Source organism: Streptomyces sp. NPDC005408 (assembly GCF_040606445.1).
Taxonomy (GTDB): Bacteria; Actinomycetota; Actinomycetes; order Streptomycetales; family Streptomycetaceae; genus Streptomyces.
This window is the reverse complement of sequence record NZ_JBEXEX010000035.1, coordinates 55893-78807: the sequence shown is the minus strand read 5'-3', so window position 1 is coordinate 78807 and position 22915 is coordinate 55893. Positions and strand designations below refer to the sequence as shown.

The window sequence follows — 22915 nt, the reverse complement described above, 5'->3', positions numbered from 1 at the left end:
TTGTACTCACCCTCTCGGGCTTTCCTCCGGGCGCTTCCCTTCGGTCTTGCGTTTCCAACCTTACCAGACTCTTTTTCCGTTCCGTTTCCGGTGAGGAATTCGATTCCAGTGGCCGTTGGAAGGCCTTTCGCCTTTCGGCGTGTTCACTACTTTAACCGATTCCCCGTGCAACTCATAATTGAGTCACTGGGCTTGAATTTCGGCATGCCGAAATCGCACCCGGTTGGGTTTGTCGTAAGGAGTGGATGGCCACTTCGGGTTGCTGAACAGCAGGGCCCGTTTCAAGCGGCTCGGGCTACGTTAGGCGTCGCGCCAAGCCGAGTCAAGTTGCCCTGCGGCGGCGCACATGGGCCCTGTAGGGACTGACCGTTGGATCCTCGCCGATCCAGAAGCGCCAGGGGTGATCTGCACCGTCTCCGCCCACCCCGGTACGGGGGCCGTTGCGCACCAGGTCAGGGTCGGGCGGGGTGCCCCTCAGCAGGGACAGTGGGGCGTCGCCGCCGATGCAGAGGTCGGCGCCGTTGAGGGCGCGGTCGACGTCGAGGGCCGTGGCCAGGCGTGCGGGTCCTTTGGCCAGTTCCTTGTCATGACGGGCCGAGAATCGACGTTTACGGGCGTGATCGGCGCCCACGAGGATCTCGCCGGCGCGCAGCAGGATCCCGCTCGCTCTGCCCTCCGGGCCGCACACCACGTTGAGGCAGTGCCACATGCCGTAGGTGAAGTAGACGTACGCATGGCCGGGCGGGCCAAACATCACCTCGTTCCGTGCGGTTCGGCCGCGGAACGCGTGGGAACCCGGGTCGAGCTCCCCCGCGTACGCCTCTACTTCGGTGAGACGCAACTCGATGGGTCCCTCGTCGGTGAGGCGTGCCAGGGTGCAGCCAAGGAGCTCGGGAGCGACCTCCAGCACTGGGCGGTCGAAGAACTCCCGTGGCAACGGCGTACGGTCGGGGCTCTCGATCATGGCGTCCGAGGGTACCGGGGAACCGGCTGCGGTCGTCGCGCGTATGTAGAGGTCAGGACTGAGAAGGAGTGGACATGGGGTTCAAGAAGCTGCTCGCGAGCCTGGGCGCCGGTGGTGCGTCCGTCGAGACGGTGCTCACCGAGGAGAACGTCGTACCGGGCGGTGTGGTCCAGGGCGAGGTGCGCATCCAGGGCGGCTCGGTGGACCAGCAGATCGAGGGGCTCTCCGTCGGTCTGCAGGCTCGGGTCGAGGTCGAGGGTGGTGACCAGGAGGTCAAGCAGGACATCGAGTTCACGAAGCAGCGGCTGGGTGGTGCGTTCGAGGTGAGGGCCGGGGCGGTGCACGTGGTGCCGTTCGGTCTTGAGATTCCCTGGGAGACCCCGGTCACCACCATCGCGGGGCAGCGGCTGCGCGGCATGAACATCGGTGTGACGACGGAGCTGGAGATCGCGCGGGCCGTGGACTCGGGCGACCTGGACCCGATCAATGTGCACCCGCTGCCGTCGCAGCAGGCCATCCTGGATGCCTTCATCCAGCTGGGCTTCCGCTTCAAGAGCGCGGACATGGAGCGTGGGCACATCCGTGGGACGCGGCAGCGGCTGCCGTTCTACCAGGAGATCGAGTTCTTCCCGCCGCAGCAGTACCGCGGGCTGAACCAGGTGGAGCTGACCTTCGTCGCGGACGACCGCGAGATGGACGTCATCCTTGAGATGGACAAGAAGCCGGGGCTGTTCAGCGAGGGCAGCGACTCGTACAAGGCCTTCAAGGTGGGGCACCACGACTTCCACTCGACCGACTGGGCTGCATACCTGAACCAGTGGCTGGCGGATGTCGGCGGGCGCCGTAACTGGCTCTAGGCTCGGATCCGCAGAGCACAGAGGGCAGACAGAACAGCCGAATCGGAGGTTCAGACGTGACCGAGCTCAAGAGGCCGCCGCTTCCGCATGACTTTCATCCGGCAGTGCCGTCGTTCACGGTGGTGAGCGATGACATCGCGCTGGGGTCGGTGCTGAAGGACGCCCAGGTCTACGCGGCGGGCAACACCTCGCCGCATCTGCGGTGGGAGGGTTTCCCGGCGGAGACCAAGAGCTTCGCCGTGACGTGCTTCGATCCGGACGCGCCCACGGGCAGCGGGTTCTGGCACTGGGTGCTCTTCGACATCCCCGCGTCGGTCACGGAGCTGCCGGCCGGTGCGGGCAGCGGCAAGTTCGAGGGGCTGCCGAAGGGTGCCGTTCAGGTCCGTAACGACTATGGGTCGAAGGACTTCGGCGGCGCCGCTCCCCCGGCCGGTGAGAACCACCGGTATGTGTTCACGGTGTACGCGGTGGACAGGGAGAAGCTCGGTCCTGGCGCGGATGTCTCGGCGGCGGCCATCGGCTTCAATCTCCGCTTCCACACGATTGCTCGTGCGCAGCTGATCGGTGAGTACGAAGGTCGGTAGGTCAGCTGATCGTTCGTTTGTTGTTTGCCCTGCCCTGGTCTTGGAGAGATCAGGGCAGGGCATCTTTTATTGCGTTGTCCATCTCGGCGCGCCCGGCCAGAGTTGATCCAAGCCCAAGGCCCGCAACGGGCTGGGCCGGCGAACGGGAGGTGGGCGAGATGCGGGACACGCTGGTACTGAATGCGAGCTTCGAGCCGCTGTCGACGGTGACACTCAACCGTGCAGTGGTTCTGGTGCTGCAGGACAAGGCCGTCGTCGAGCAGGCCCACCCCGGACTCCGTGTGCGTGCGGCCGCTGTCGATCTTCCGGTGCCCCGGGTGATCAGGCTCTGCCGCTATGTCCGAGTGCCGTTCCGAAGACAGGCGCCGTGGTCGAGGCGGGGTGTGCTGGTCCGTGACCAGCACAGGTGCGCGTACTGCGGAAGACGCGCCACGACCGTGGACCACGTGGTGCCGCGGTCGCACGGCGGTGCGGACAGCTGGCTGAATACGGTGGCCTCCTGCGCCGAGGACAACCACCGCAAGGCGGACCGTACGCCGGAGCAGGCCGGGATGCCGCTGCTGCGCGAGCCGTTCGTACCGTCTCCGGCGGATGCGATGCTGCTGGGGATGCGGGCCGGTGAGCGCTCGGAGCTGCCCGGCTGGCTGGCGGCGCAGCCCGCCGCGTAGAACTGTGCCCGCGTAGAACCGTGCCCGTAGAACTGTGAGAGCCCGCCCCCTGTCCGGGGGCGGGCTTTCGTGTGTCAGCGGAGCAGCAGCTGGACGATCGCGAAGGTACCGACCACCACGATCAGCGCGCGCAGCGCCGTCGGCGGGAGCCGGCGGCCGATCTTGGCGCCGAGCTGGCCGCCGAGTGCGGAGCCGACAGCGATCAGTGCGACCGCCGTCCAGTCGAAGTCCGCGACGAAGAGGAAGAAGAGAGCGGCGATGCTGTTGACGACGGCGGCGAGGATGTTCTTGGTGGCGTTGAGGCGCTGGAGGGTGTCGTCGAGCAGCATGCCCATGAGGGAGATGTAGATGATCCCCTGGGCCGCGGTGAAGTAGCCGCCGTAGACGCTGGCGAGCATCAGTCCGACGAAGAGCAGCGGGCCGCCGTCGGGGTCGGTGTGGGTGCCGTTGCGGTCGCGGCGGCGTTGGACGGCCTTGGTGATGCGCGGCTGGAGGATCACCAGGACGAGGGCGAGCGCGACCAGGATCGGCACGATCGTCTCGAAGGCCGTGGAGGGCAGCAGCAGGAGCAGTGCGGCTCCGCTGAGGCCGCCGATCGCGGCGGCGATGCTCAGGCGCAGGACGCGGCGGCGCTGGCCCTTGAGTTCGGCGCGGTAGCCGATGGCTCCGCTGATCGAGCCGGGGATCAGGCCGAGCGCGTTGGAGACGGTGGCGGTGACCGGGGGCAGGCCGGTGGCGAGGAGCACCGGGAAGGTGATCAGTGTCCCCGAGCCGACAATGGTGTTGATGGTGCCGGCGCTGATGCCCGCGGCGAAGACGGCGAGCATCTCCCAGATGGTCACTCTGTGCCTCTCGATGATCGGTGCCTGGTGCACCGATCATGCCTGAGGGTCCGCCGGGGTCAGTCGATGGGGGGCTGTTCGCGGCGCTCCGTGCCGTTGCCGCCGGCGGACTTGCCGGAGCCGGAGCCCGAGCCGCCGCCCATTCCGGCCATCGGGTTGAAGTTGCCCATGGCGCCGGACAGGCCCTTGAGGGCGTCGCCGATCTCGCTGGGCACGATCCAGAGCTTGTTGGCGTCGCCCTCGGCGATCTTCGGGAGCATCTGGAGGTACTGGTAGGCGAGGAGCTTCTGGTCCGCGTCTCCGGCGTGGATGGACTCGAAGACCGTACGGATCGCCTGGGCCTCGCCCTCGGCGCGCAGGGCGGCCGCCTTGGCCTCACCTTCGGCGCGCAGGATCGCGGACTGCTTCTCACCCTCGGCGGTGAGAATCGCGGACTGCCTGATTCCTTCCGCGGTGAGGATCGCGGCACGCTTGTCACGGTCGGCGCGCATCTGCTTCTCCATCGAGTCCTGGATGGAGGTGGGCGGTTCGATCGCCTTGAGCTCGACACGGTTGACGCGGATGCCCCACTTGCCGGTGGCTTCGTCGAGGACGCCGCGCAGGGCCGCGTTGATCTCCTCGCGGGAGGTCAGGGTCCGCTCCAGGTCCATGCCACCGATGATGTTGCGCAGGGTGGTGACGGTGAGCTGCTCGATCGCCTGGATGTAGCTGGCGACTTCGTATGTCGCGGCGCGGGCGTCGGTCACCTGGTAGTAGATGACGGTGTCGATGTTGACCACCAGGTTGTCCTGGGTGATCACCGGCTGGGGCGGGAAGGGGACGACCTGTTCACGGAGGTCGATGCGGTTGCGGATCGAGTCGATGAACGGGACGACGATGTTCAGGCCCGCGTTGAGGGTGCGGGTGTAGCGCCCGAAGCGCTCGACGATGGCGGCGCTGGCCTGCGGGATGACCTGGATCGTCTTGATCAGGGCGATGAAGACCAGCACCACCAGAATGATCAGGACGATGATGATCGGTTGCATCGCGTTCCCTGTGCCCTTCGCTGCCGGATGATTCTGATGATCGAGTTTCCCAGAACACGGGCTGGAGTGGGGGGCGTTCGGCTTCTATTTGTCACATGACCACGGCGGTGGCTCCGTCGATCTCGACGACGTCGACCTGCTGGCCCGCCTCGAAGGACATCCCCGCGTCGAGTGCGCGCGCGGACCAGATCTCACCGGCGAGTTTGATACGGCCGCCGCTGCTGTCGACTCGTTCGAGTACGAGGGCCTGGCGGCCCTTGAGTGCGTCAACTCCGCTGGCGAACTGCGGCCGTTGGGACCGGTGCCGGGTCGCGATGGGCCGTACGACGGCGATGAGCGCGACGGACACCACGGCGAAGACGAGCACTTGGGCGACCGTGCCGCCGCCGAGCGCCGCGACAATGGCCGCGGCCACCGCTCCGGCGGACAGCATTCCGAATTCGGGCATCGCCGTCAGGACGAGCGGAATGCCCAGTCCGACCGCGCCGATGAGCCACCACACCCATGCGTCGATTTCCACATGGTCATGGTAGGTCCGCCGGTCGCGGTCGGGACAGGGGGCGACGGCGGGGGCGGAAACCGGTCAGCCGCCGCAGCCGCGGCCGGTCCGTCGGACCTTGGGCGGTCAGCCGAGCGGGAGGCCCTGGGCGGTCCAGCGCTCGCCGTTGCGCTCGACGAGCAGCGGAAGGCCGAAGCAGAGGGAGAGGTTGCGCGAGGTGAGCTCGGTCTCCATCGGGCCGGCGGCCAGCACCTTGCCCTGACGGATCATCAGAACGTGGGTGAAGCCGGGCGCGATCTCCTCGACATGGTGCGTCACCATCACCATGGAGGGGGCGAACTCGTCGCGGGCGAGGCGGCCGAGACGGCGCACCAGGTCCTCGCGGCCGCCGAGGTCGAGACCTGCGGCCGGCTCGTCGAGGAGCAGCAGTTCGGGGTCGGTCATCATCGCGCGGGCGATCAGGGTGCGCTTGCGCTCGCCCTCGGAGAGCGTGCCGAACTTGCGGTCCAGGTACTCGGTCATGCCGAGCCGGTCGAGGAAGGCGCGGGCGCGCTCCTCGTCGACGGCGTCGTAGTCCTCGTGCCAGGTGGCGGTCATTCCGTACGCGGCGGTGAGGACGGTCTGGAGCACGGTCTGACGCTTGGGCAGCTTCTCGGACATGGCGATGCCCGCCATGCCGATACGCGGGCGGAGTTCGAAGACGTCGACGGCGCCGAGGCGCTCGCCCAGGATCTTCGCCTTGCCGCTGGTCGGGAAGAGGTAGCTGGACGCGATGTTGAGGAGGGTGGTCTTGCCGGCGCCGTTGGGGCCGAGGATGACCCAGCGCTCGCCCTCCTTGACCGACCAGGAGACGTCGTCCACCAGAGCGCGTCCGTCGCGGACCACGGATACGTCCACCAGCTCCAGTACATCGCTCATGAGCGCGTTGTCTCCCCATGCAATCGTCTTGAGGTATTGGGGGCGGTTTATGCACCTGTGGGCACAGCTCCCAGGGAAAACCTACGCCACCGGCCAAGTGACCCGGTCCCCCGGTCCGGTACCTAGGCTGGGTCCATGCTTTCCGAACCACGCTCAGGACGGCTGGCCGCATGGGGAAATTCCCTTTTGGCCGGACTTGTATCGCCGGATGACGCGGCGCTCGCGATCGTCGGCGACGACGCGGTGCACCGGGTCGACGGCCTGCCCGGCGAGGCGGGCCCCGTCGGGCTCACGCTCGCGCTCGGGCGCCTGCGGACGCTCGGGGTGACCGGCTACCGGGTCGCGCTGCCCGCGCCGGGGCATCCGCTGGGGCTCAGCGGGCCGCCCGAGTTCAATGCGCGGGCGCTCGACGCGGAGGAGGCCGTGGTCGCTTCGGGCGCGGCGTACGGGCTGGTGCCGGACGTGTACGAGGCCGGGCCCGCGGGTGATGTGCATGTGGAGGTCGTCTGGCGCTGCCTGCCGGTGCGGGAGGCGCCGCCGGCGGATGTGCCCTCGCTCGGCGAGGCGGAACGGGAGCTCGCGGAGGCGCTGCGGGAGGCGACGGAGGTGCTGTCGCGCCTCGACGTGGCGGCGTCGGGTCCGGTGGCTGAGGCGGCGATCGACGCGTACCGGGCGCGGGCGTCGCGGGGCGCGGGCGAGACGCTGGCGCCGGGGTATCCGCCACGGGCGGTACGGGTGTTGGAGCTGGCCCAGCGGATCGGCCTGCTGATCTCGGTGGCGTACGAAAGAGGCCACGGCGGCGCGGTGAGCGCGTCGGAGATGGCGGCGCGGGGGGAGGCGCTGCGGCCGGTGGAGCGGGTGGCGAGGCGGGCGCTGGTGGCGGCGTACAACGCGTATGTGGAGGAGCGGGAGCGGGGGCGCTGAGGCCGGGGCTTCGCGGGGGGGACTTGGGGTCCGGGGGCGCTCCCGGCGCCGTGGGGTTCGGGGTGCCGTGGCTCGGCCGGGGGTTGTTCCCCCACCCCGCCCCTTCCCGTAACCGGGGGCAGGCCCCCACACCCCCCGGGGAGGGGTACGCAGGGGCTGCGCCCCCGCACCCCGGAGCGGCAGCTTCGCGCCGCCACAGCCCTCGGGGTCCGGGGCGCGCCCGGGACGACTTCGGCCCCCAGGCATTGCCTGGGGGCCGGGGTCACGCCTGCGTCATGAGTGACGTCAGCCGTTGATGCCGGTGTTGCCGAACGCCGGGTTGAGCGCGCCGATCACGTTGACCGTGTTGCCGACCACGTTCACCGGGACGTGGACCGGGGCCTGGACCAGGTTGCCCGAGAGGACACCCGGGGACTTCTCGGCATAGCCGTCGGCGTGGGCGCCGTTCGTGGCGGACGCGACACCCGCGCCCGCGGCTACCAGGCTGCCGGCGATCATGGTGAGGGCAGCGGCCTTCTTGACGTTCTTCACTTCGAAATCCTCCTGAGCTTCGCTGCGGCCGGCCGCCGCAGCACGCCATGGAGAACGCCGCCGAGTCGATCAGGATGCGCCGGACGGGTGACATACACCCGACAGTATGAATCTCGGATCGGAGGGAGACGGTCCGGTTACGGTCCGATCAGTTCGTCAGGCCGTGCCGGACCGCCCACAGCGCCGCCTGCGTGCGATCCGCCAGGTCCAGCTTCATCAGGATGTTCGAGACGTGCGTCTTGACGGTCTTCTCGGACAGGACGAGCGCTCGGGCGATCTCACGGTTGGAGCGGCCGTCGGCGATCAGGCCCAGGACCTCACGCTCACGTTCGGTGAGAGTGGTTCCGCGGCCCGTCCCGCTGCTCGGGTCGTCCTGGGAGAGAAGCGCGCCCGCGACCTCCGGCTGCAGCAGCACATGGCCCGCGTGGACGGAGCGGATGGCGCCGGCCAGCGCCTCGGGGTCGACGTCCTTGTAGACGTAACCCGAAGCGCCCGCGCGCAGGGCGGGGACGACCGTGCGCTGCTCGGTGAAGCTCGTAACGATCAACACCTTTGCGGGGTTGGCCAGTTCACGCAGCTTGCGGAGCGCGTCGATGCCGTCCGTGCCCGGCATCTTGACGTCCATCAGGACGACGTCCGGCTTCAGCTCCTCGGCGCGGGCGACTCCTTCCGCGCCGTCCGCCGCCTCGCCGACGACCTCGATGTCGTCCTGGACCTCCAGGAAGGTACGGAGCCCGCGGCGGACCACCTGGTGGTCGTCGACGAGGAGGACGCGAATCGTCTTGTCAGCCACCGGGGACCTCCATCTCGATCGTGGTGCCCTTGCCGGGCGCTGATTCAACAGTGAGCGTGCCGCCCACGCCGCTCGCCCGGTCACGCATCGAGACCAGACCCAGATGGCGGCCGGCCCGGCGGACCGTCCTCGGCTCGAAGCCCCTGCCGTTGTCGGTGACGCTGAGGACAGCGCCCTGGCCGCGGCGGACCAGGGCCACATCGACCTCGCCGGCGCCGGAGTGCCGCAGTGCGTTGTGCAGCGCCTCTTGGGCGACCCGGAGCAGGGCCTCCTCCTGGGCCGCGGGCAGGGCGCGGATGCCGCTGCTGTCGAAGGTGACCTTGGCGGTGTGCGCTCGGTCGAGGACCTGGATGTGCGTACGGAGGGTGTTGACCAGGCCGTCCTCGTCGAGGGCGGCGGGGCGCAACTCCACGACCGCGGCGCGCAGTTCGTCCGCGGCCTCGGCGGCGAGCACGGCGACCTGCTGCAGTTCGCCCTTGGCGCGGGCCGGATCGCGGTCCACCAGGGCGGCCGCGGCCTGTGCGGTGAGGCGGAGCGAGAAGAGCTTCTGGCTGACCGCGTCGTGCAGCTCGTGGGCCAGCCGGGAGCGCTCCTCGGCGATGGTGAGTTCGCGGCTGCGCTCGTAGAGCCGGGCGTTGGTCAGGGCTATCGCCGCGTGCTGGGCGAGGATCGACAGCAGCTCCGCGTCCTCCTCCGTGAATCCGCATCCGCCCTCGGGCTTGGGGCAGCGCTTGTTGGCGAGGAAGAGCGCGCCGATCGTCTCCTCGCCGTCCTTGATCGGCAGGCCGAGGAAGTCGGACATGTCGGGGTGGGCGGACGGCCAGCCCTCGAAGCGGGGGTCCTTGCGTACATCCGCGAGCCGCTCGGTCTTCGCGTCGCGCAGCATCGCGGCGAGGATGCCGTGCTGCCGCGGGAGCGGGCCGATCGCCTTCCACTGCGCGTCGGTGACGCCGTCGACCACGAACTGCGCGAAGCCGCCGTGGTCGTCGGGCACGCCCAGCGCCGCGTACTCGGCGTCGAGGAGCTCGCGCGCCGAGGCGACGATCGTCTTCAGGACGTCACGCACCTCGAGATGCCTGCTCATCGCGAGGAGAGCGGTGCTCACGGCCGCCAGGCCTGAGCTGGGTCGATGGCTCATGACCTCACCGTACCGGCGGGGTGTGACAGTCCGTATCGGGCCGGGGACGGCAACCGCATAGGGCTGAGGTCGTAGGTCGAAGTGCCTTGTCCGATGGGGTCCCGCGCACGAGGCGGCGGGTGGGGCCGCGTTCCTACGTTGGGGGCATCGACGCGGAACAGCAGGAACAGCGGAGCAAGGGGATGGACATCATGCCGGTAGCGGTGATCACTGGAGCTTCGAAGGGCCTGGGACGTGCACTCGCGGCGGCCCTCGCCCGGCAGGGCTGGGATCTGGTGCTGGGGGCCAGGACCGCGAGCGTCCTCGAGGAGAGCGCGCGTCAGATCGGTACGACGTACGAAACGCGGGTGGTGGCGGTGGCGGGGAACGTCACCGATGCCGGGCACCGTACGGAGCTGCTGGCCGCGGCCCGCGGCCTCGGCGGGCTCGATCTGCTGGTGAGCAATGCGAGCGCGCTGGGCGCCGAGCCGCTGGTGCGGCTGGAGGCGCTGCCGCTGGACGGCCTGCGGGCGGCCCTGGAGACGAATGTGGTCGCGGCGCTCGGACTCGTACAGGAGGCATTGCCGCTGCTGCGGGCGGCCGAGGCGGGCACGGTGATCGCGGTCAGCTCGGACGCGGCGGCGGAGGCGTACGAGACATGGGGCGGCTATGGGGCGTCCAAGGCGGCGCTCGATCATCTCGCGGCGGTCCTCGCGGTCGAGGAGCCGGAGCTGAGGGTGTGGACGGTCGACCCGGGTGACATGCAGACGGATCTGTACGCGGCGGCCGTGCCGGACGACGACGATCCGCGTCCGTCGCCGGATTCGGTGGTGCCGGGCTTCCTGCGGCTGCTGGATGAACGGCCGGTGAGCGGGCGGTACAGCGCCCCGGCGCTGCTGGCGGTAGCTCGATGAGAGCGGGGTCGACAGGAGGAGCGGCGGTGCTGGAGGCGTTGCGGGTGCCCGACGAGCTCTCGGCCCGTGTGCCCGCCGAGGTGCGCGGGTCGGGGCGGGACGACGTACGGCTGATGGTCTCGCGCGGGAAGGAGGTGTCCCACCACGCGTTCCGGGACCTGCCCGGCCGGCTGCGGGCCGGTGACGTCCTGGTGGTCAATACGTCCACCACCCTGCCCGCCGCCGTCAACGGGCGGGTCGGCGGCGAAGCGGTCGTCGTGCACTTCTCGACGCGTGGTGACGACGGGCGATGGGCTGTGGAGCTGCGCCGCCCGGACGGTTCGGGGAGCACCCTGCCGCGTGCCGGGGGCCCCGCAGGGGCTGTCGTACGTCTGCCAGGGGGCGAGCACCTCGTACTGGACGCGCCGCTTGTCCCCGGAGCGGACCGGCTGTGGTGGGCATCGGTGTCCGTCGACGTGCCCGGGCTGCTCTACCGGTACGGCCGGCCGATCCGGTACAGGTACACGGCAAAGGATCAGCCCCTGTCCGCGTATCAGACGGTCTTCGCGCTGCCCTCCCCCGGTGGCGCGGGCTCGGCGGAGATGCCGAGCGCCGCGCGGCCCTTCACGGCGCGGCTGGTGGCGGAGCTGGTGAGCCGTGGGGTGCAGTTCGCTCCCCTCACTCTGCATACGGGGGTGGCATCGGCGGAGGCGCACGAGCCGCCGTACCCGGAGCGCTTCGAGGTGCCTGCGACGACGGCGTGGCTTGTGAACGCCGCGAAGACTGGCGGAGGGCGCATCGTCGCGGTCGGCACGACGGCCGTACGCGCCCTGGAGTCGGCGGCGGACGCCGAAGGCGTGGTGCATGCGGCAGCGGGCTGGACGGACCTGGTCATCACGCCCGGGCGCGGGGTACGTGCCGTGGACGGGCTGCTGACCGGGCTGCACGAGCCGGAGGCCTCGCATCTGCTGATGCTGGAGGCGATCGCCGGGCGGGAGGCACTGGGCCGTTCGTACACCGAGGCGCTGCGTCAGCTCTACCTCTGGCACGAGTTCGGCGACGTCCACCTCGTACTTCCGGATGACAGCCCTCACTCTTTGCATTGCTGAAGCAACGCATGGTGAAACCGTTACGGGCCCGATGTGAGCCCGCACATAGGACGCAGGTCACTTACGAACGCCCCTAGTGGATAGATAAAGGACGTGTGAGCGGGGACCTAGGCGGAGGAAGTGGGCCATTCGGACACCCTGATCCACTACCGCGGATAGTACGTCACACCTTTGCCACAGCATTTTGCTGCCGCTAAGAATTGCAGCCGTCGCCCGCCGAGCAGGCGCAGCGCCGCCCGGCCTGAGCGACTCCCGCTATTCGAAGAGGTATGTCTGTATGTCCGCGTTCAGCACCCGCCTGACCAAGACCCACAAGGTCTCGATCGCCGGTACCGCCGCCGCCGCCGTCGCAGCCCTCACGTTCTCCCTCGTTCCCGGCAACGCCTCCGCCGACACGGAGACCAAGGCTCTGTCCTCCGCCCCCGTGGCCGCGATCGCTGACGTCGGCACCGCCCAGACGACCGTCGCCAAGCAGCAGGCGGCTGCCGCCGCGAAGGCCAAGGCCGACGCTGCCGCGAAGAAGAAGGCCGCCGCCGCCGCAGCTGCCGCCAAGAAGAAGGCCGCCGCCGCGGCCGCCGCCAAGAAGAAGGCTGCCGCCGCCAAGGCCGCCGCGAAGAAGCGCGCCAAGGCTCAGGCCGCCAGCCGTGCCGCCGCCCGCAAGCCGATCTACGCCAACAACCTGGACGGCTGGATCCGCGAGTCGCTCGACATCATGAAGAAGCACCACATCCCGGGTACCTACAACGGGCTGCACCGCAACATCATGCGTGAGTCGAGCGGCAACCCGAACGCCATCAACGGCTGGGACATCAACGCGATCAACGGTGTCCCGTCGATCGGCCTGCTGCAGGTCATCAAGCCGACGTTCGACGCCTACCACGTCGCCGGTACCAAGCACAGCCAGTACGACCCGGTCGCCAACATCACCGCCGCGGCCAACTACGCCGCCGACCGCTACGGCTCGATCGACAACGTCAACAGCGCCTACTGAGCCGACCTGACGCGAAGCTCAGCAGACGCCGGAGGGCGGCACCCCGCACAGGGTGCCGCCCTTCGGCGCGTTGCGGGACGGTGCTTACTTGCGCATGACCTCGGGCTCGTGGCGGCGCAGCAGCCGCGCGACCGCGACACCGCAGATGACGCCGATCACCAGCAGGACCGTGATGTTCATGCCCCACTGGCCCGCCGAGTGCTCCCACAGGGGATCGAGGTCGGTGGGCTTGTTCGGGTCCCACGGCGGCATCAGGTGCGACAGGTCGAGCGTCGCGCCCGCACCGGCGATGGCCCAGCGGGACGGCATCAGCCAGGCGAACTGCTCCAGGCCGGGCGAGCCGTAGACCTGGAAGAGGATGCCGGTGAAGACGACCTGGACGATGGCGAACATGACCAGCAGCGGCATGGTCTTCTCGGCGGTCTTCACCAGCGAGGAGATGACCAGGCCGAACATCATCGAGGTGAAGCCCAGCGCGATGACGACGAGGCAGATCTCGACGGCCGGCGGCATGATCAGGCCCTCTGCGGGCAGGTCGCGGGTGGCGAAGCCGATGCCGCAGATGATGACGCCCTGGATGGCCGTGATCACGCCGAGGACGATCACCTTGGACATCAGATACGCCGAGCGGGCCAGGCCGGTGGCCCGTTCCCGTTCGTAGATGACCCGTTCCTTGATCAGTTCTCGTACGGAGTTGGCCGCACCCGAGAAGCACATGCCGACCGCGAGAATGAGCATGATCGTGCCGGCGTCGCCGTTGAACTTGCTCGGCGGCGTGGGCGGCGCGAGGCCGAACTTCGCCGGGATGACCACGCTGACCAGGCCGAGGACCGCGGGCAGGATGACCATCAGGCCCAAGAAGCCCTTGTCGGACGCGATGACCGAGGAGTAGCGGCGGATCAGCGTCCACAGCTGGGAGCCCCAACTCTGCGGCTTCGGCGGGCGCATCTGCTGCGGCGGCGGCATGTGCACCGACTGCGCGGCGACGGCGTCGATGTCGGCCGCGTACATCTGGTAGTGCTGCGAACCGCGCCAGCGGCCCGCCCAGTCGTAGTCGCGGTAGTTCTCGAACGCCGAGAAGACATCGGCCCAGGTGCTGTAGCCGAAGAAATTGAGCGCTTCCTCGGGCGGACCGAAGTACGCCACCGAGCCGCCGGGCGCCATGACGAGGAGCTTGTCGCAGAGCGCCAGCTCGGCCACGGAGTGGGTGACCACGAGGACGGTGCGGCCGTCGTCGGCGAGGCCGCGCAGCAGCTGCATGACGTCGCGGTCCATGCCCGGGTCGAGGCCGGAGGTCGGCTCGTCCAGGAAGATCAGCGACGGCTTGGTCAGCAGCTCCAGGGCGACGGAGACGCGCTTGCGCTGGCCGCCGGAGAGCGAGGTGACCTTCTTTTTCTTGTGGATGTCGAGCTTGAGCTCGCGCAGCACCTCGTCGATACGGGCCTCGCGCTCGGCCTCGGCGGTGTCGCCGGGGAAGCGGAGCTTGGCCGCGTACTTGAGCGCCTTACGGACGGTGAGCTCCTTGTGCAGGATGTCGTCCTGCGGGACCAGACCGATGCGCTGGCGCAGTTCGGCGAACTGCTTGTAGAGGCTGCGGTTGTCGTAGAGGACGTCGCCCTCGTTGGCGGGCCGGTATCCGGTGAGCGCCTTGAGCAGGGTGGACTTGCCGGAGCCCGAGGGGCCGATGACGCCGATGAGCGACTTCTCCGGTACGCCGAAGGAGACATCGCGAAGGATCTGCTTGCCGCCGTCGACCGTCACCGTGAGGTGGCGGGCGGAGAAGGAGACCTCACCGGTGTCGACGAACTCTTCGAGCCGGTCGCCGACCAGGCGGAACGTCGAGTGGCCGACGCCGACGATGTCGTTCGGGCCGATGAGTACGGTGCCGGACTTGGCGATCGGCTGACCGTTGACGTACGTGCCGTTGTGGGATCCGAGGTCGCGGATCTCGAAGCGACCGTCGGGCGTGGCCACGAACTCGGCGTGGTGGCGCGAGACCTGGAGGTCGGAGACGACCAGTTCGTTCTCGAGCGCACGGCCGATACCCATCACGCGGCCGAGGGCCAGCTGGTGGAAAGTGGTCGGGCTGCGGTCCCCGTACACCGGCGGGGCCCCCGCGACACCGCCGGCACCGCCCGGTCCTTGCTGATGCGGGACCTGCGCCTGAGGCTGCGGCCAGGCCTGTTGCGGCTGGGCCGGGGCCTGGTGGGCCGGGGCCTGCTGCTTGACCGCCTGCTGCTGAGGCGCGGCAGCCTGGGCGCTGTACGCACCGGCCGCTGCGCCCGTGAGGTTCAGGCGCGGGCCGTCGGTGGCGTTGCCCAGGTGCACGGCCGAGCCGGGGCCGATCTCCATCTGATGGATCCGCTGGCCCTGCACGTATGTGCCGTTGGTGCTGCCGTGGTCTTCGATCACCCAACTGCGGCCGCCCCAGCTGATGCTGGCGTGCCGCCACGAGACCCTTGCGTCGTCGATCACCAGGTCGCCCTGCGGATCACGTCCGAGGGTGTATGACCTGGACGGATCGAGAGTCCAGGTCCTTCCGTTCAATTCCAGTACGAGTTCCGGCACTCCATGCCCCACTAGTTGTCCCCCGAGTTACCCCCATCACAGGGAGTCTAGGGATGGCGAACATCGTGAGGAACTATTTCAGGCGTGATCCCGTATCCGAAAGTCGGGCCTTGTGAAGACCGCGTCCGGGGTGACCGTTGACGGCGGAGAAACGCGCACGGAGCATGGTAAGCGCCCATGAGTGCGCACGGATCATGCGCGAATGGGGGTAACTGGGGCAAACCCACCAGGGATCGGGGGGTCCGGATGGATGCAGACGGCAGCGGTGAGCGGGTGCCATGGGTCGATGTGCTGCTGGCGTCGATCGCCGCGGTGAGCTGGGCGCTCGTGGGAATGGCGGGCGCGGCGGCGCTCGGACTGCATCTGCTGGGCGCGGATTCGGCCGGGGCGCTCGGGCCGATGACCGCGGCGGCGGTGGTGCTCGCAGTGGGCGGATCGGTCACTCCGACTGGCGATGTGTCCGCGTTCGGGCTGGAAGGTGCACAGGCGCGGACGGCCGTCGAGATCACGCCACTTGGGGTGAGTCTGGTCGGGGCACTGCTCCTTGCGTACTTCTTTCTACGTTCGCTGCGGAGGGCGGGGCCGTACATCTCGGGCAGTGAACTCGCCGCGCGGGTGGGCGGGGTGGTGCTCCTGTTCGTCGCGACGGTCGGGGGTTTGGCGTGGGCAGGTCACGACGTCATCACGATCGACGGGGCGAAGCTGGGGCTCGACGCCAACAAGATCCCCGGGGTGGGCGGGGACGGGGGCGGCATCGAGGTGCCGGGGCTCGGCGACATCGGTGACATCGGAGGGCTTCTGCCGGACCGGCTCGGGGACTTGGTGAACGCGAAGGCTGCGGTGGGGTTCAGCGTGAACACCGCGGATTCGCTGGCCGGCGCGCTGTTCTGGGTGCTGGGGGTGCTGGTCCTCTCGCTGCTCGCCTCGCGGCGGTCGCCGCTGCCGGGCGGAGCGATGTGGGATGCGCTGCGGCGGACGGTACGGCCTGCGGCGTCCGCGATCGTGGCGGTGCTGCTGGTGGCGGTCCTCGCGGGATATGCGGCGGCGGGGTACGCCGCGATCGGCGACGACCACCCGAAACGGATCGCCGGCGCGGCGCTGCTCGGGGCGCCGAACGGGGTGTGGCTGGGGGTGCCGCTGGGGCTGTTCGTGCCGTGGGACGGCAAGGCGACGGGCGAACTGGCGAAGCTGCTGCCGGATCCGATCGACGAGCTGCTGCGGGTGTCCGCGGACGAGCCGGTGACGGTGGGGCGGCTGGCCGAGCTGGACGGGCGGGTGTGGCTGCTGGCGGTCGCGACGGCGGTAATGATGCTGTACGCGGGGGTGCTGGCGGCGGCACGTACGCCGGGGAACGTGCGGCGGGGGGCCCTGGCGTTCGCGGGGCGGTGTGCGGTGCGGCTCGGCCTCGTCACGGCGCTGGCCCTGCCGCTGCTGGTCTGGCTGACGGACGTGTCGGCGGACGCGTCGCTGTCGGTGCTGGGCTTCGACGCGTTCGGGGCGGGTATTGAGCTGCACGGTCAACTGGGGATGGCGCTGGTGCTGGGGGCGGCGTGGGGGGCGGGGGCGGGGGCGGGTGGAGTCGGGGCGTTGCTGGTGTACGTGACGCGGGGTGCGCCGACGGCGGTCGCTGCGCCGGTGGCGGATGTGCCGGGTCCGTACCGTCCGGCGCCGCCGTACCGGCCGTCGAACGACGACACGAACCCGTATCTGCGCCCGCCCCCGGAGATCCATGGGGCCCCGACGATGGTCGGCCCGGTCCCGGCCCCACCGCCGCCACCACCGCCACCACCGCCACGGCCGTTCCGGCCGGACCGGGAGGGCTGAGGGGTTGCCCGGTGCCGCGGGGTGGCCGTTTGGGGTCCGCTCCGGGGTTGCGCCGGGACTGCATGATTTACGGCGCGTCTCAGCTGTGCCGCTAGGTACCGGCGTCCGCGCGCCACAAATCACGCTCTACGTCCCGACTCCACCCGCTGCGCAGCCCCCTTGCCGGTGACGGTCATCGGTCACCCCGCGCCTCGAAGCCGGCACCCCTGGGGTGTGTGCACCGCGCCGCGAAGCCGGCGCGTCGGGGGTGCGGGGGCGTCAGCCCCCACGTTCCCCTCCCCCTCGGGGGCCTGGGGGCAGCCCCCAGTTTCGGGAAGGGGCGGGGTGGGGGAACAATCGCCCGCGCCGCGAAGCCGACGCCCGAGCGGGTCCGCGAGCCGCCGGGGGTTCGCCCGCGAAACCACCCACCGGGCAGCAACCACCAACGCCCCCTGGCCCACGTTCACCACGAACCCTGGAAACGGGCGGGGTGGGGGACAAACCCCCGCCCCCGTCCGCCAGGCGGGACAGCCCGGCTCCTCCCCGCCCGCGCCCGATACGGTGGAACCACCATGAGCGCATCGCAGACCTCCGACGTACGCACCCTTCTCGTCAAGATCTTCGGGAAGGACCGTCCCGGGATCACCGCCGGGCTCTTCGACACCCTTGCCGCCTACTCCGTCGATGTCGTCGACATCGAGCAGGTCGTCACCCGGGGCCGCATCGTCCTGTGCGCCCTCGTCACCGCTCCGACCGCCGGTGGGACCACCGAGGGGGAGCTTCGGGCCACCGTCCACAGCTGGGCCGAGTCGCTGAAACTGCAGGCCGAGATCATCTCGGGTACCGGCGACAACCGCCCCCGTGGCAGCGGACGTTCGCATGTCACCGTTCTCGGGCACCCGCTGACCGCCGAGTCGACCGCCGCCATAGCGGCCAGGATCACCGCCACCGGCGGGAACATCGACCGGATCTTCCGGCTGGCCAAGTACCCGGTCACGGCAGTGGAGTTCGCGGTGTCCGGTACGGAGACCGAGCCGCTGCGCACCGCTCTGGTGACCGAGGCCGCCGGGATCGGGGTCGATGTGGCCGTCGTGTCGGCCGGGCTGCACCGTCGTGCGCAGCGGCTGGTCGTGATGGATGTGGACTCGACGCTGATCCAGGACGAGGTCATCGAGCTGTTCGCCGCGCATGCGGGCTGCGAGGACAAGGTCGCCGAGGTCACGGCGGCCGCGATGCGCGGGGAGCTGGACTTCGAGCAGTCGCTGCACGCGCGCGTGGCGCTGCTGGCCGGGCTCGACGCCTCGGTCGTGGACATGGTGCGCAAGGAGGTCCGCATGACCCCCGGCGCCCGCACCCTGATCCGTACGCTCAAGCGCCTCGGTTTCCAAGTGGGCGTCGTGTCCGGCGGGTTCACGCAGGTCACCGACGATCTCAAGGAGCGGCTGGGGCTGGACTTCGCCTCGGCGAACACGCTGGAGATCGTGGACGGAAAGCTCACCGGACGGGTGACCGGCGAGATCGTGGACCGCGCGGGCAAGGCCAGGCTGCTGCGCCGGTTCGCCGCCGAGGCGGGTGTGCCGCTCGCGCAGACCGTCGCGATCGGCGATGGCGCGAATGATCTGGACATGCTGAACGCCGCGGGTCTGGGCGTGGCCTTCAATGCCAAGCCCGTGGTCCGCCGTGCCGCCCACACCGCGGTGAATGTGCCCTTCCTGGACACCGTGCTGTATCTGCTGGGCATCAGCCGCGAAGAGGTCGAGGCCGCGGACGACCCGGGCGCGGAGCACTAGGGCCTGTCGTTTGGATCAGGCCGGATCAGTGAGCGGGGTCTGGCGTGGTGCATCGCAAGGCGGAGGAAGGAGCCGACGCGGAGCGTCGGCGACTGACGACAACGCGGCGAGCGTGCGTGCCAGGGCACGCGAGCCCGGCAAGATCCGAACGACAGGCCCTAGGTCCTGTCCGGTCGATCAGGCCGGATCAGTGAGCCGGTCTGGCGATGGGGGCACCTCCCGTGCCCAAAGGGCTACGGGGGAGTGCGTGCCAGGGCACGCGAGCCCAGCAAGATTGACCGGACAGGGCCTAGGCCCTGTGCGGAAGGCCCCGGTGCGAGGACTCGCGCCGGGGCCGTTTGCCGGACGGGGGTGTCAGTCGTGCGGCGCCCAGTAGTCGAGCAGCGTGCCGACACCGTGCTCCACCGACTTCCACGAGCCAGTGAAGCCGACCACCGCGAACGCCGCGGCCGGGAACCCCGTCTTGGTCATCCGGGCGAGCGCGTCGCCCTCGGCCTTGCCCGTGAGCGCGTCCGCGAGGGCGTGCATTCCGGGGTTGTGGCCGATGACCAGGATGTCGTTCACCTCGTCCGGGTTCTCGTTCAGCAGCGCGATGAGTTCGCCGAGGGAGGCGTCGTACAGCCTCTCCTCGTACACCGTCTTGGGGCGGTGGGGCAGCTCGTGGACCGCAAACTTCCAGGTCTCTCGGGTTCTGCTCGCGGTTGAGCACAGAGCCAGGTCGAAGGCGATACCGGTATCGGCCAGCCTGCGGCCGGCCACCGATGCGTCCATGCGGCCGCGCTCGGCGAGCGGGCGCTCATGATCGGACACCTGCGGCCAGTCGGCCTTCGCATGCCGAAGGAGGACGATCCTGCGGGACTCGGGGGATCCGGGGGCTGTCCCCCCGGAAGACACGGCGTCGCTCATGCACCCCAGCTTCGCATGAAATGAGCCAGCGGGCGCAGGGTGTTGAAGGGCTCCCCCGTCACGGGTGAACGCGTCACCGGGACAGGGTGTGCTGGATACGGTCGAGGATCTGGCCGACCGCGGGCTCGCCGCCCGCGGCCTGCGCCTGGGCGGGGTCGGCGATCAGCAGGAGCAGTACGACGAAGGCGAGCATCGGCAGCGCGAGGGCCCACCACGGCAGCCGGATGTCGACGCCGCCGGTGGCCTTGGGGTGGGACCGGGTGTGCGTGTGGGCCGACATGGCCGCCTCCGTGACTCCGTAGGTCTGCGGTTCGATGCTTCAAACCTACGGATCATGGGCTCCCGGGCCCATCCGGTGACCCACCCACTTCACCCTGACCCTGGCCCCCTAGGGGATGGTGGTGCTAGCACCACCAACAGGGCTCGGGGGCGTCCAACGCCCGTGTCAGGGCGAGGCGATGGAGGCGATGATCGCGATCACGATCGTGATCGCGATCATGGCTCCGAAGACGTAGAGGAGCTTCTTCTGGCCGTTCGGGGGGTTCGGGTCGAGCACAGGCATGGAGCCAGTCTCGCACCTCAGCATTCGTCCTCGATCGTCCGGTCCCGTCCGGCCAGGATGCCGACCGCGATCTGGGGCACGATCAGTCCCGCCATCAGCGCGATCGGCAGCTCCCAGCCGCCGCTGTGCTGGTAGAGCACGCCGACCAGCAGCGGGCCGGGGATGGAGATCAGATAGCCGGTGGACTGGGCGAAGGCCGACAGGCGTACGACTCCGGCGCCGGTGCGCGAGCGCATGCCGATCATGGTGAGGGCGAGCGGGAAGGCGCAGTTGGAGATGCCGAGCAGCAGCGCCCAGGCCCAGGCTCCGGCGGCCGGTGCGAAGAGCAGGCCCGAGTATCCGGTCAGGCCGCACAGGCCGAGAGCGACGACGATCGGGCCCTGGGTCCTCATCCGGGTGGCGAGCCGCGGGATGACGAAGGCGAGGGGCACGCCCATCACCATGGTCACGGCAAGCAGCACCCCGGCCGTGCCTGCCGGTACCCCGGCGTCGCGGAAGATCTGCGGCATCCAGCCCATGGTGATGTACGCGCCGGTGGCCTGGAGGCCGAAGAAGCAGGCCAGCGCCCAGGCGGTGGGGCTGCGGGTGATCCTTGGGGCCGAGGAGTCCTCGGCCTGTGCGGCGACCGAGTTCTGCACGGCCGCGCTGCGGTCGCGGACCAGGCCGATCCAGGGCAGTACGGCAAGGGCGGCAAGGAGTGCCCAGATACCGAGGCCGACGCGCCAACTGCCGCCCAGCGCCTCGGTCATGGGTACGGTCGCGGCCGCGGCGACGGAGGTGCCGAGGGCCAGCGCCATGGAGTAGAGCCCGGTCATGGAGCCGACGCGGTCGGGGAAGTAACGCTTGACGATCACCGGCATCAGGACGTTGCTGACGGCGATGCCCATGAGGGCGAGCGCGCTGGCGGCGAGGAAGCCCGCCGTACCGCCCGCGAAGGGCCGGATCAGCAGGCCGGTGGCGATGGCCGCCATGCCCGCGCAGACGACGGCGCCCGGGCCGAAGCGGCGGGCGAGCCTGGGTGCCGCGATACCGAAGATCGCGAAGCAGAGCGGCGGAACGGAGGTGAGGACGCCCGCCACGCTGCCGCTCATGTGCAGTCCGACCCGTGCCTCTTCGAGGAGCGCGCCGAGGCTGGTGATGGCCGGACGGAGGTTGAGCGCCGCGAGGATGATCCCGACGACGACGAGGCGGGTGAGCCAGACCGCGGGCCGCTGGGCCGGAGCGGCCACGGCGGTACGGTCGGTCATGGCGGGGCTCGGAGCCTGGGGCTCGGTCAGGGTCTTGGTCCGGGTCTCGTCGGGCATGAGGCCATCATAGAATCATGGGATGATTGGTTGTCCAATCCTTCACGACTCTCGTATGCAAGGAGCACCATGGCGCTGACCTCTCCCCGGCGTTCCGCGCTCTCCGATCAGGTGATCGCCGAGCTGCGGAACCAGATCACCTCGGGCGAGTGGCCGGTGGGCTCACGTATCCCCACCGAACCGGAACTGGTCGAGCAGCTGGGCGTGGCCCGCAACACCGTCCGCGAGGCGGTGCGCGCACTTGCGCACAACGGCCTTCTGGACATCCGCCAGGGCTCGGGCACGTATGTCGTGGCGACGAGCGAGCTGGCGGGCGTCATGCACCGCCGCTTCGCCGACGCCAACCCCCGGCACATCGCCGAGCTGCGCTCCACGCTCGAGTCCTCGGCCGCCAGGCTGGCCGCGCAGCGGCGTACGGACAAGGACCTGAAGCAGCTGGACACGCTCCTCGCCCGGCGCGAGGAGGCCTGGGCATCGGGAGACGCGGAGCAGTTCGTCGCGGCCGACGCGACCTTCCATCTCGCGGTGGTCGCGGCCTCGCACAACGAGGTGCTCAGCGAGCTCTACGCCGACCTGGGCGATCTGCTGCGCGACTGGCTCCGCGACGACGTGGGCCGCGAGCTGCGCCCGGAGAACCACATGGATCACGCGCGGATGGTCGAGGCGATCCGCGCAGGCGACGGCGATACGGCGGCGACGGAGGCGGCGAGCTATCCGTTCATGTGCCTGCGGACTCCCGCAGGGGCTGATGGCTGACCCAGACCACGCGGATCTCTTTCCAGCAGCGGTCGGTGAGTTCGGCGTAGTCGGCCGGGCCCACCTCGACCGGCGCACTGTCCGCGTCGATGTCCCACCAGCGCTCGCACTCGACATGCAGCCGGACGCGGTCGGTGGAGGGATACGGATTGTGGCAGTAGGCGGTGGCCCGCGAGCCCTCGATGACGGTGCGGCAGTCGGCCTCGTACATCCGGGGCTGGGAGGGGGGCTTGGGCGGGGGCTTCGGCTCTTGGCGGTGCGGCTGGGAGACGGCGGCCGGCGCCGCCCACACAAGGAGCGTCACCGTGGCCGGTACGAAGGCGGAGCGCCAGGTCGTGCGCACAAGCGGGACCTCCTCGGCCGTACTGCGGCCGGGTAGCCGCGGCTGCACCACAAGGGGGATTGCCTCTCAAGCCTCACCGCCGGGGCGCCGTGCCGCGCGGCTTCGGGGTCCGAACGGGCGACGCCCCGTCCCCCGCGCGCTGCGGGGAACGGGGCGTCGATGCCGGAC

At 69.8% G+C, this 22915-nt stretch carries 24 protein-coding genes; 10 read left to right on the top strand and 14 right to left on the bottom strand.

Annotated elements, in window-relative coordinates; translation table 11 throughout:
- Window positions 1–322: 322 nt before the first annotated feature.
- On the bottom strand, window positions 323–964 hold the full coding sequence (locus tag ABZS64_RS27520; protein WP_355835069.1) for a DNA-3-methyladenine glycosylase: 642 nt from the start codon (window positions 962–964) through the stop codon (window positions 323–325).
- A 74-nt stretch (window positions 965–1038) separates the two neighbouring features.
- Between ABZS64_RS27520 and ABZS64_RS27515 the strand changes: the two genes are divergently transcribed.
- The 3 genes from ABZS64_RS27515 (at window position 1039) to ABZS64_RS27505 (ending at window position 3073) form a co-directional block, all read left to right on the top strand.
- The gene (locus tag ABZS64_RS27515; RefSeq protein WP_355835066.1) at window positions 1039–1821 is read left to right on the top strand and encodes a sporulation protein; all 783 of its coding nucleotides are present in this window, start codon (window positions 1039–1041) and stop codon (window positions 1819–1821) included.
- A gap of 56 nt (window positions 1822–1877) precedes the next feature.
- On the top strand, window positions 1878–2405 hold the full coding sequence (locus ABZS64_RS27510) for a YbhB/YbcL family Raf kinase inhibitor-like protein (RefSeq protein ID WP_355835063.1): 528 nt from the start codon (window positions 1878–1880) through the stop codon (window positions 2403–2405).
- A gap of 158 nt (window positions 2406–2563) precedes the next feature.
- A complete protein-coding gene (locus ABZS64_RS27505) occupies window positions 2564–3073 on the top strand; it encodes an HNH endonuclease (protein ID WP_355835061.1) in 510 nt (169 codons plus the stop codon).
- Between the two features lie 74 nt (window positions 3074–3147).
- Here ABZS64_RS27505 and ABZS64_RS27500 read toward each other — a convergent pair whose 3' ends face one another.
- The 4 genes from ABZS64_RS27500 to ABZS64_RS27485 form a co-directional block, all read right to left on the bottom strand.
- Complete coding sequence (locus ABZS64_RS27500; protein ID WP_355835058.1) at window positions 3148–3915, bottom strand: sulfite exporter TauE/SafE family protein; 768 nt, start codon at window positions 3913–3915, stop codon at window positions 3148–3150.
- Window positions 3916–3974: 59 nt separating this feature from the next.
- Window positions 3975–4940, bottom strand: a complete 966-nt coding sequence (locus ABZS64_RS27495) for an SPFH domain-containing protein (protein WP_355835055.1) — start codon at window positions 4938–4940, stop codon at window positions 3975–3977.
- Between the two features lie 91 nt (window positions 4941–5031).
- A complete protein-coding gene (locus ABZS64_RS27490; protein WP_355835052.1) occupies window positions 5032–5460 on the bottom strand; it encodes an NfeD family protein in 429 nt (142 codons plus the stop codon).
- A 105-nt stretch (window positions 5461–5565) separates the two neighbouring features.
- On the bottom strand, window positions 5566–6357 hold the full coding sequence (locus tag ABZS64_RS27485) for an ABC transporter ATP-binding protein (RefSeq protein ID WP_355835049.1): 792 nt from the start codon (window positions 6355–6357) through the stop codon (window positions 5566–5568).
- 135 nt (window positions 6358–6492) lie between these two features.
- On the opposite strand from ABZS64_RS27485, the gene ABZS64_RS27480 reads away from it, so the two are divergent.
- The gene (locus ABZS64_RS27480; RefSeq protein ID WP_355835046.1) at window positions 6493–7281 is read left to right on the top strand and encodes a hypothetical protein; all 789 of its coding nucleotides are present in this window, start codon (window positions 6493–6495) and stop codon (window positions 7279–7281) included.
- 285 nt (window positions 7282–7566) lie between these two features.
- Here ABZS64_RS27480 and ABZS64_RS27475 read toward each other — a convergent pair whose 3' ends face one another.
- From ABZS64_RS27475 to ABZS64_RS27465, 3 genes are all read right to left on the bottom strand, one after another.
- Window positions 7567–7812, bottom strand: a complete 246-nt coding sequence (locus tag ABZS64_RS27475) for a chaplin (RefSeq protein ID WP_355835043.1) — start codon at window positions 7810–7812, stop codon at window positions 7567–7569.
- Between the two features lie 148 nt (window positions 7813–7960).
- On the bottom strand, window positions 7961–8605 hold the full coding sequence (locus ABZS64_RS27470; RefSeq protein ID WP_355835040.1) for a response regulator transcription factor: 645 nt from the start codon (window positions 8603–8605) through the stop codon (window positions 7961–7963).
- Window positions 8598–9743, bottom strand: a complete 1146-nt coding sequence (locus ABZS64_RS27465; protein WP_355835037.1) for a GAF domain-containing sensor histidine kinase — start codon at window positions 9741–9743, stop codon at window positions 8598–8600. The genes ABZS64_RS27470 and ABZS64_RS27465 overlap by 8 nt, the downstream gene beginning before the upstream one ends.
- 191 nt (window positions 9744–9934) lie before the next feature.
- Here ABZS64_RS27465 and ABZS64_RS27460 point away from each other — a divergent pair, with 191 nt between their 5' ends.
- The 3 genes from ABZS64_RS27460 to ABZS64_RS27450 all read left to right on the top strand — a co-directional run bounded on the left by ABZS64_RS27460 (window position 9935) and on the right by ABZS64_RS27450 (window position 12715).
- Window positions 9935–10636, top strand: a complete 702-nt coding sequence (locus ABZS64_RS27460) for an SDR family NAD(P)-dependent oxidoreductase (protein ID WP_355835078.1) — start codon at window positions 9935–9937, stop codon at window positions 10634–10636.
- Entirely contained in the window at window positions 10633–11724 is a 1092-nt protein-coding gene (locus tag ABZS64_RS27455; RefSeq protein WP_355835034.1) for an S-adenosylmethionine:tRNA ribosyltransferase-isomerase, read from the top strand. The genes ABZS64_RS27460 and ABZS64_RS27455 overlap by 4 nt, the downstream gene beginning before the upstream one ends.
- Window positions 11725–12001: 277 nt before the next feature.
- The gene (locus ABZS64_RS27450) at window positions 12002–12715 is read left to right on the top strand and encodes a transglycosylase SLT domain-containing protein (protein ID WP_355835031.1); all 714 of its coding nucleotides are present in this window, start codon (window positions 12002–12004) and stop codon (window positions 12713–12715) included.
- Between the two features lie 84 nt (window positions 12716–12799).
- Here ABZS64_RS27450 and ABZS64_RS27445 read toward each other — a convergent pair whose 3' ends face one another.
- Complete coding sequence (locus ABZS64_RS27445; RefSeq protein ID WP_355835029.1) at window positions 12800–15295, bottom strand: FHA domain-containing protein; 2496 nt, start codon at window positions 15293–15295, stop codon at window positions 12800–12802.
- A 234-nt stretch (window positions 15296–15529) separates the two neighbouring features.
- On the opposite strand from ABZS64_RS27445, the gene ABZS64_RS27440 reads away from it, so the two are divergent.
- Complete coding sequence (locus ABZS64_RS27440) at window positions 15530–17107, top strand: streptophobe family protein (RefSeq protein WP_355835026.1); 1578 nt, start codon at window positions 15530–15532, stop codon at window positions 17105–17107.
- A gap of 551 nt (window positions 17108–17658) precedes the next feature.
- Window positions 17659–18876: a phosphoserine phosphatase SerB gene (gene serB, locus ABZS64_RS27435; RefSeq protein WP_355835023.1), complete on the top strand. Its 1218-nt coding sequence runs from the start codon at window positions 17659–17661 to the stop codon at window positions 18874–18876.
- 354 nt (window positions 18877–19230) lie between these two features.
- On the opposite strand, the gene ABZS64_RS27430 is transcribed toward serB, so the two are convergent.
- The 4 genes from ABZS64_RS27430 to ABZS64_RS27415 form a co-directional block, all read right to left on the bottom strand.
- On the bottom strand, window positions 19231–19782 hold the full coding sequence (locus tag ABZS64_RS27430; protein ID WP_355835020.1) for a histidine phosphatase family protein: 552 nt from the start codon (window positions 19780–19782) through the stop codon (window positions 19231–19233).
- 73 nt (window positions 19783–19855) lie between these two features.
- A complete protein-coding gene (locus tag ABZS64_RS27425) occupies window positions 19856–20062 on the bottom strand; it encodes a hypothetical protein (RefSeq protein ID WP_355835017.1) in 207 nt (68 codons plus the stop codon).
- Window positions 20063–20227: 165 nt separating this feature from the next.
- Window positions 20228–20344 (bottom strand): SGM_5486 family transporter-associated protein, encoded by a 117-nt coding sequence (locus ABZS64_RS27420; protein ID WP_355835014.1) that lies wholly within the window; start codon window positions 20342–20344, stop codon window positions 20228–20230.
- Window positions 20345–20361: 17 nt separating this feature from the next.
- Window positions 20362–21591, bottom strand: coding sequence for an MFS transporter (locus ABZS64_RS27415; protein WP_355835075.1), 1230 nt, complete (start codon window positions 21589–21591; stop codon window positions 20362–20364).
- A gap of 126 nt (window positions 21592–21717) precedes the next feature.
- Between ABZS64_RS27415 and ABZS64_RS27410 the strand changes: the two genes are divergently transcribed.
- Entirely contained in the window at window positions 21718–22404 is a 687-nt protein-coding gene (locus tag ABZS64_RS27410; protein WP_355835011.1) for a FadR/GntR family transcriptional regulator, read from the top strand.
- Here the strand turns inward: ABZS64_RS27410 and ABZS64_RS27405 are convergent.
- A complete protein-coding gene (locus tag ABZS64_RS27405) occupies window positions 22367–22747 on the bottom strand; it encodes a hypothetical protein (protein ID WP_355835008.1) in 381 nt (126 codons plus the stop codon). The genes ABZS64_RS27410 and ABZS64_RS27405 overlap by 38 nt on opposite strands.
- Window positions 22748–22915: the final 168 nt, after the last annotated feature.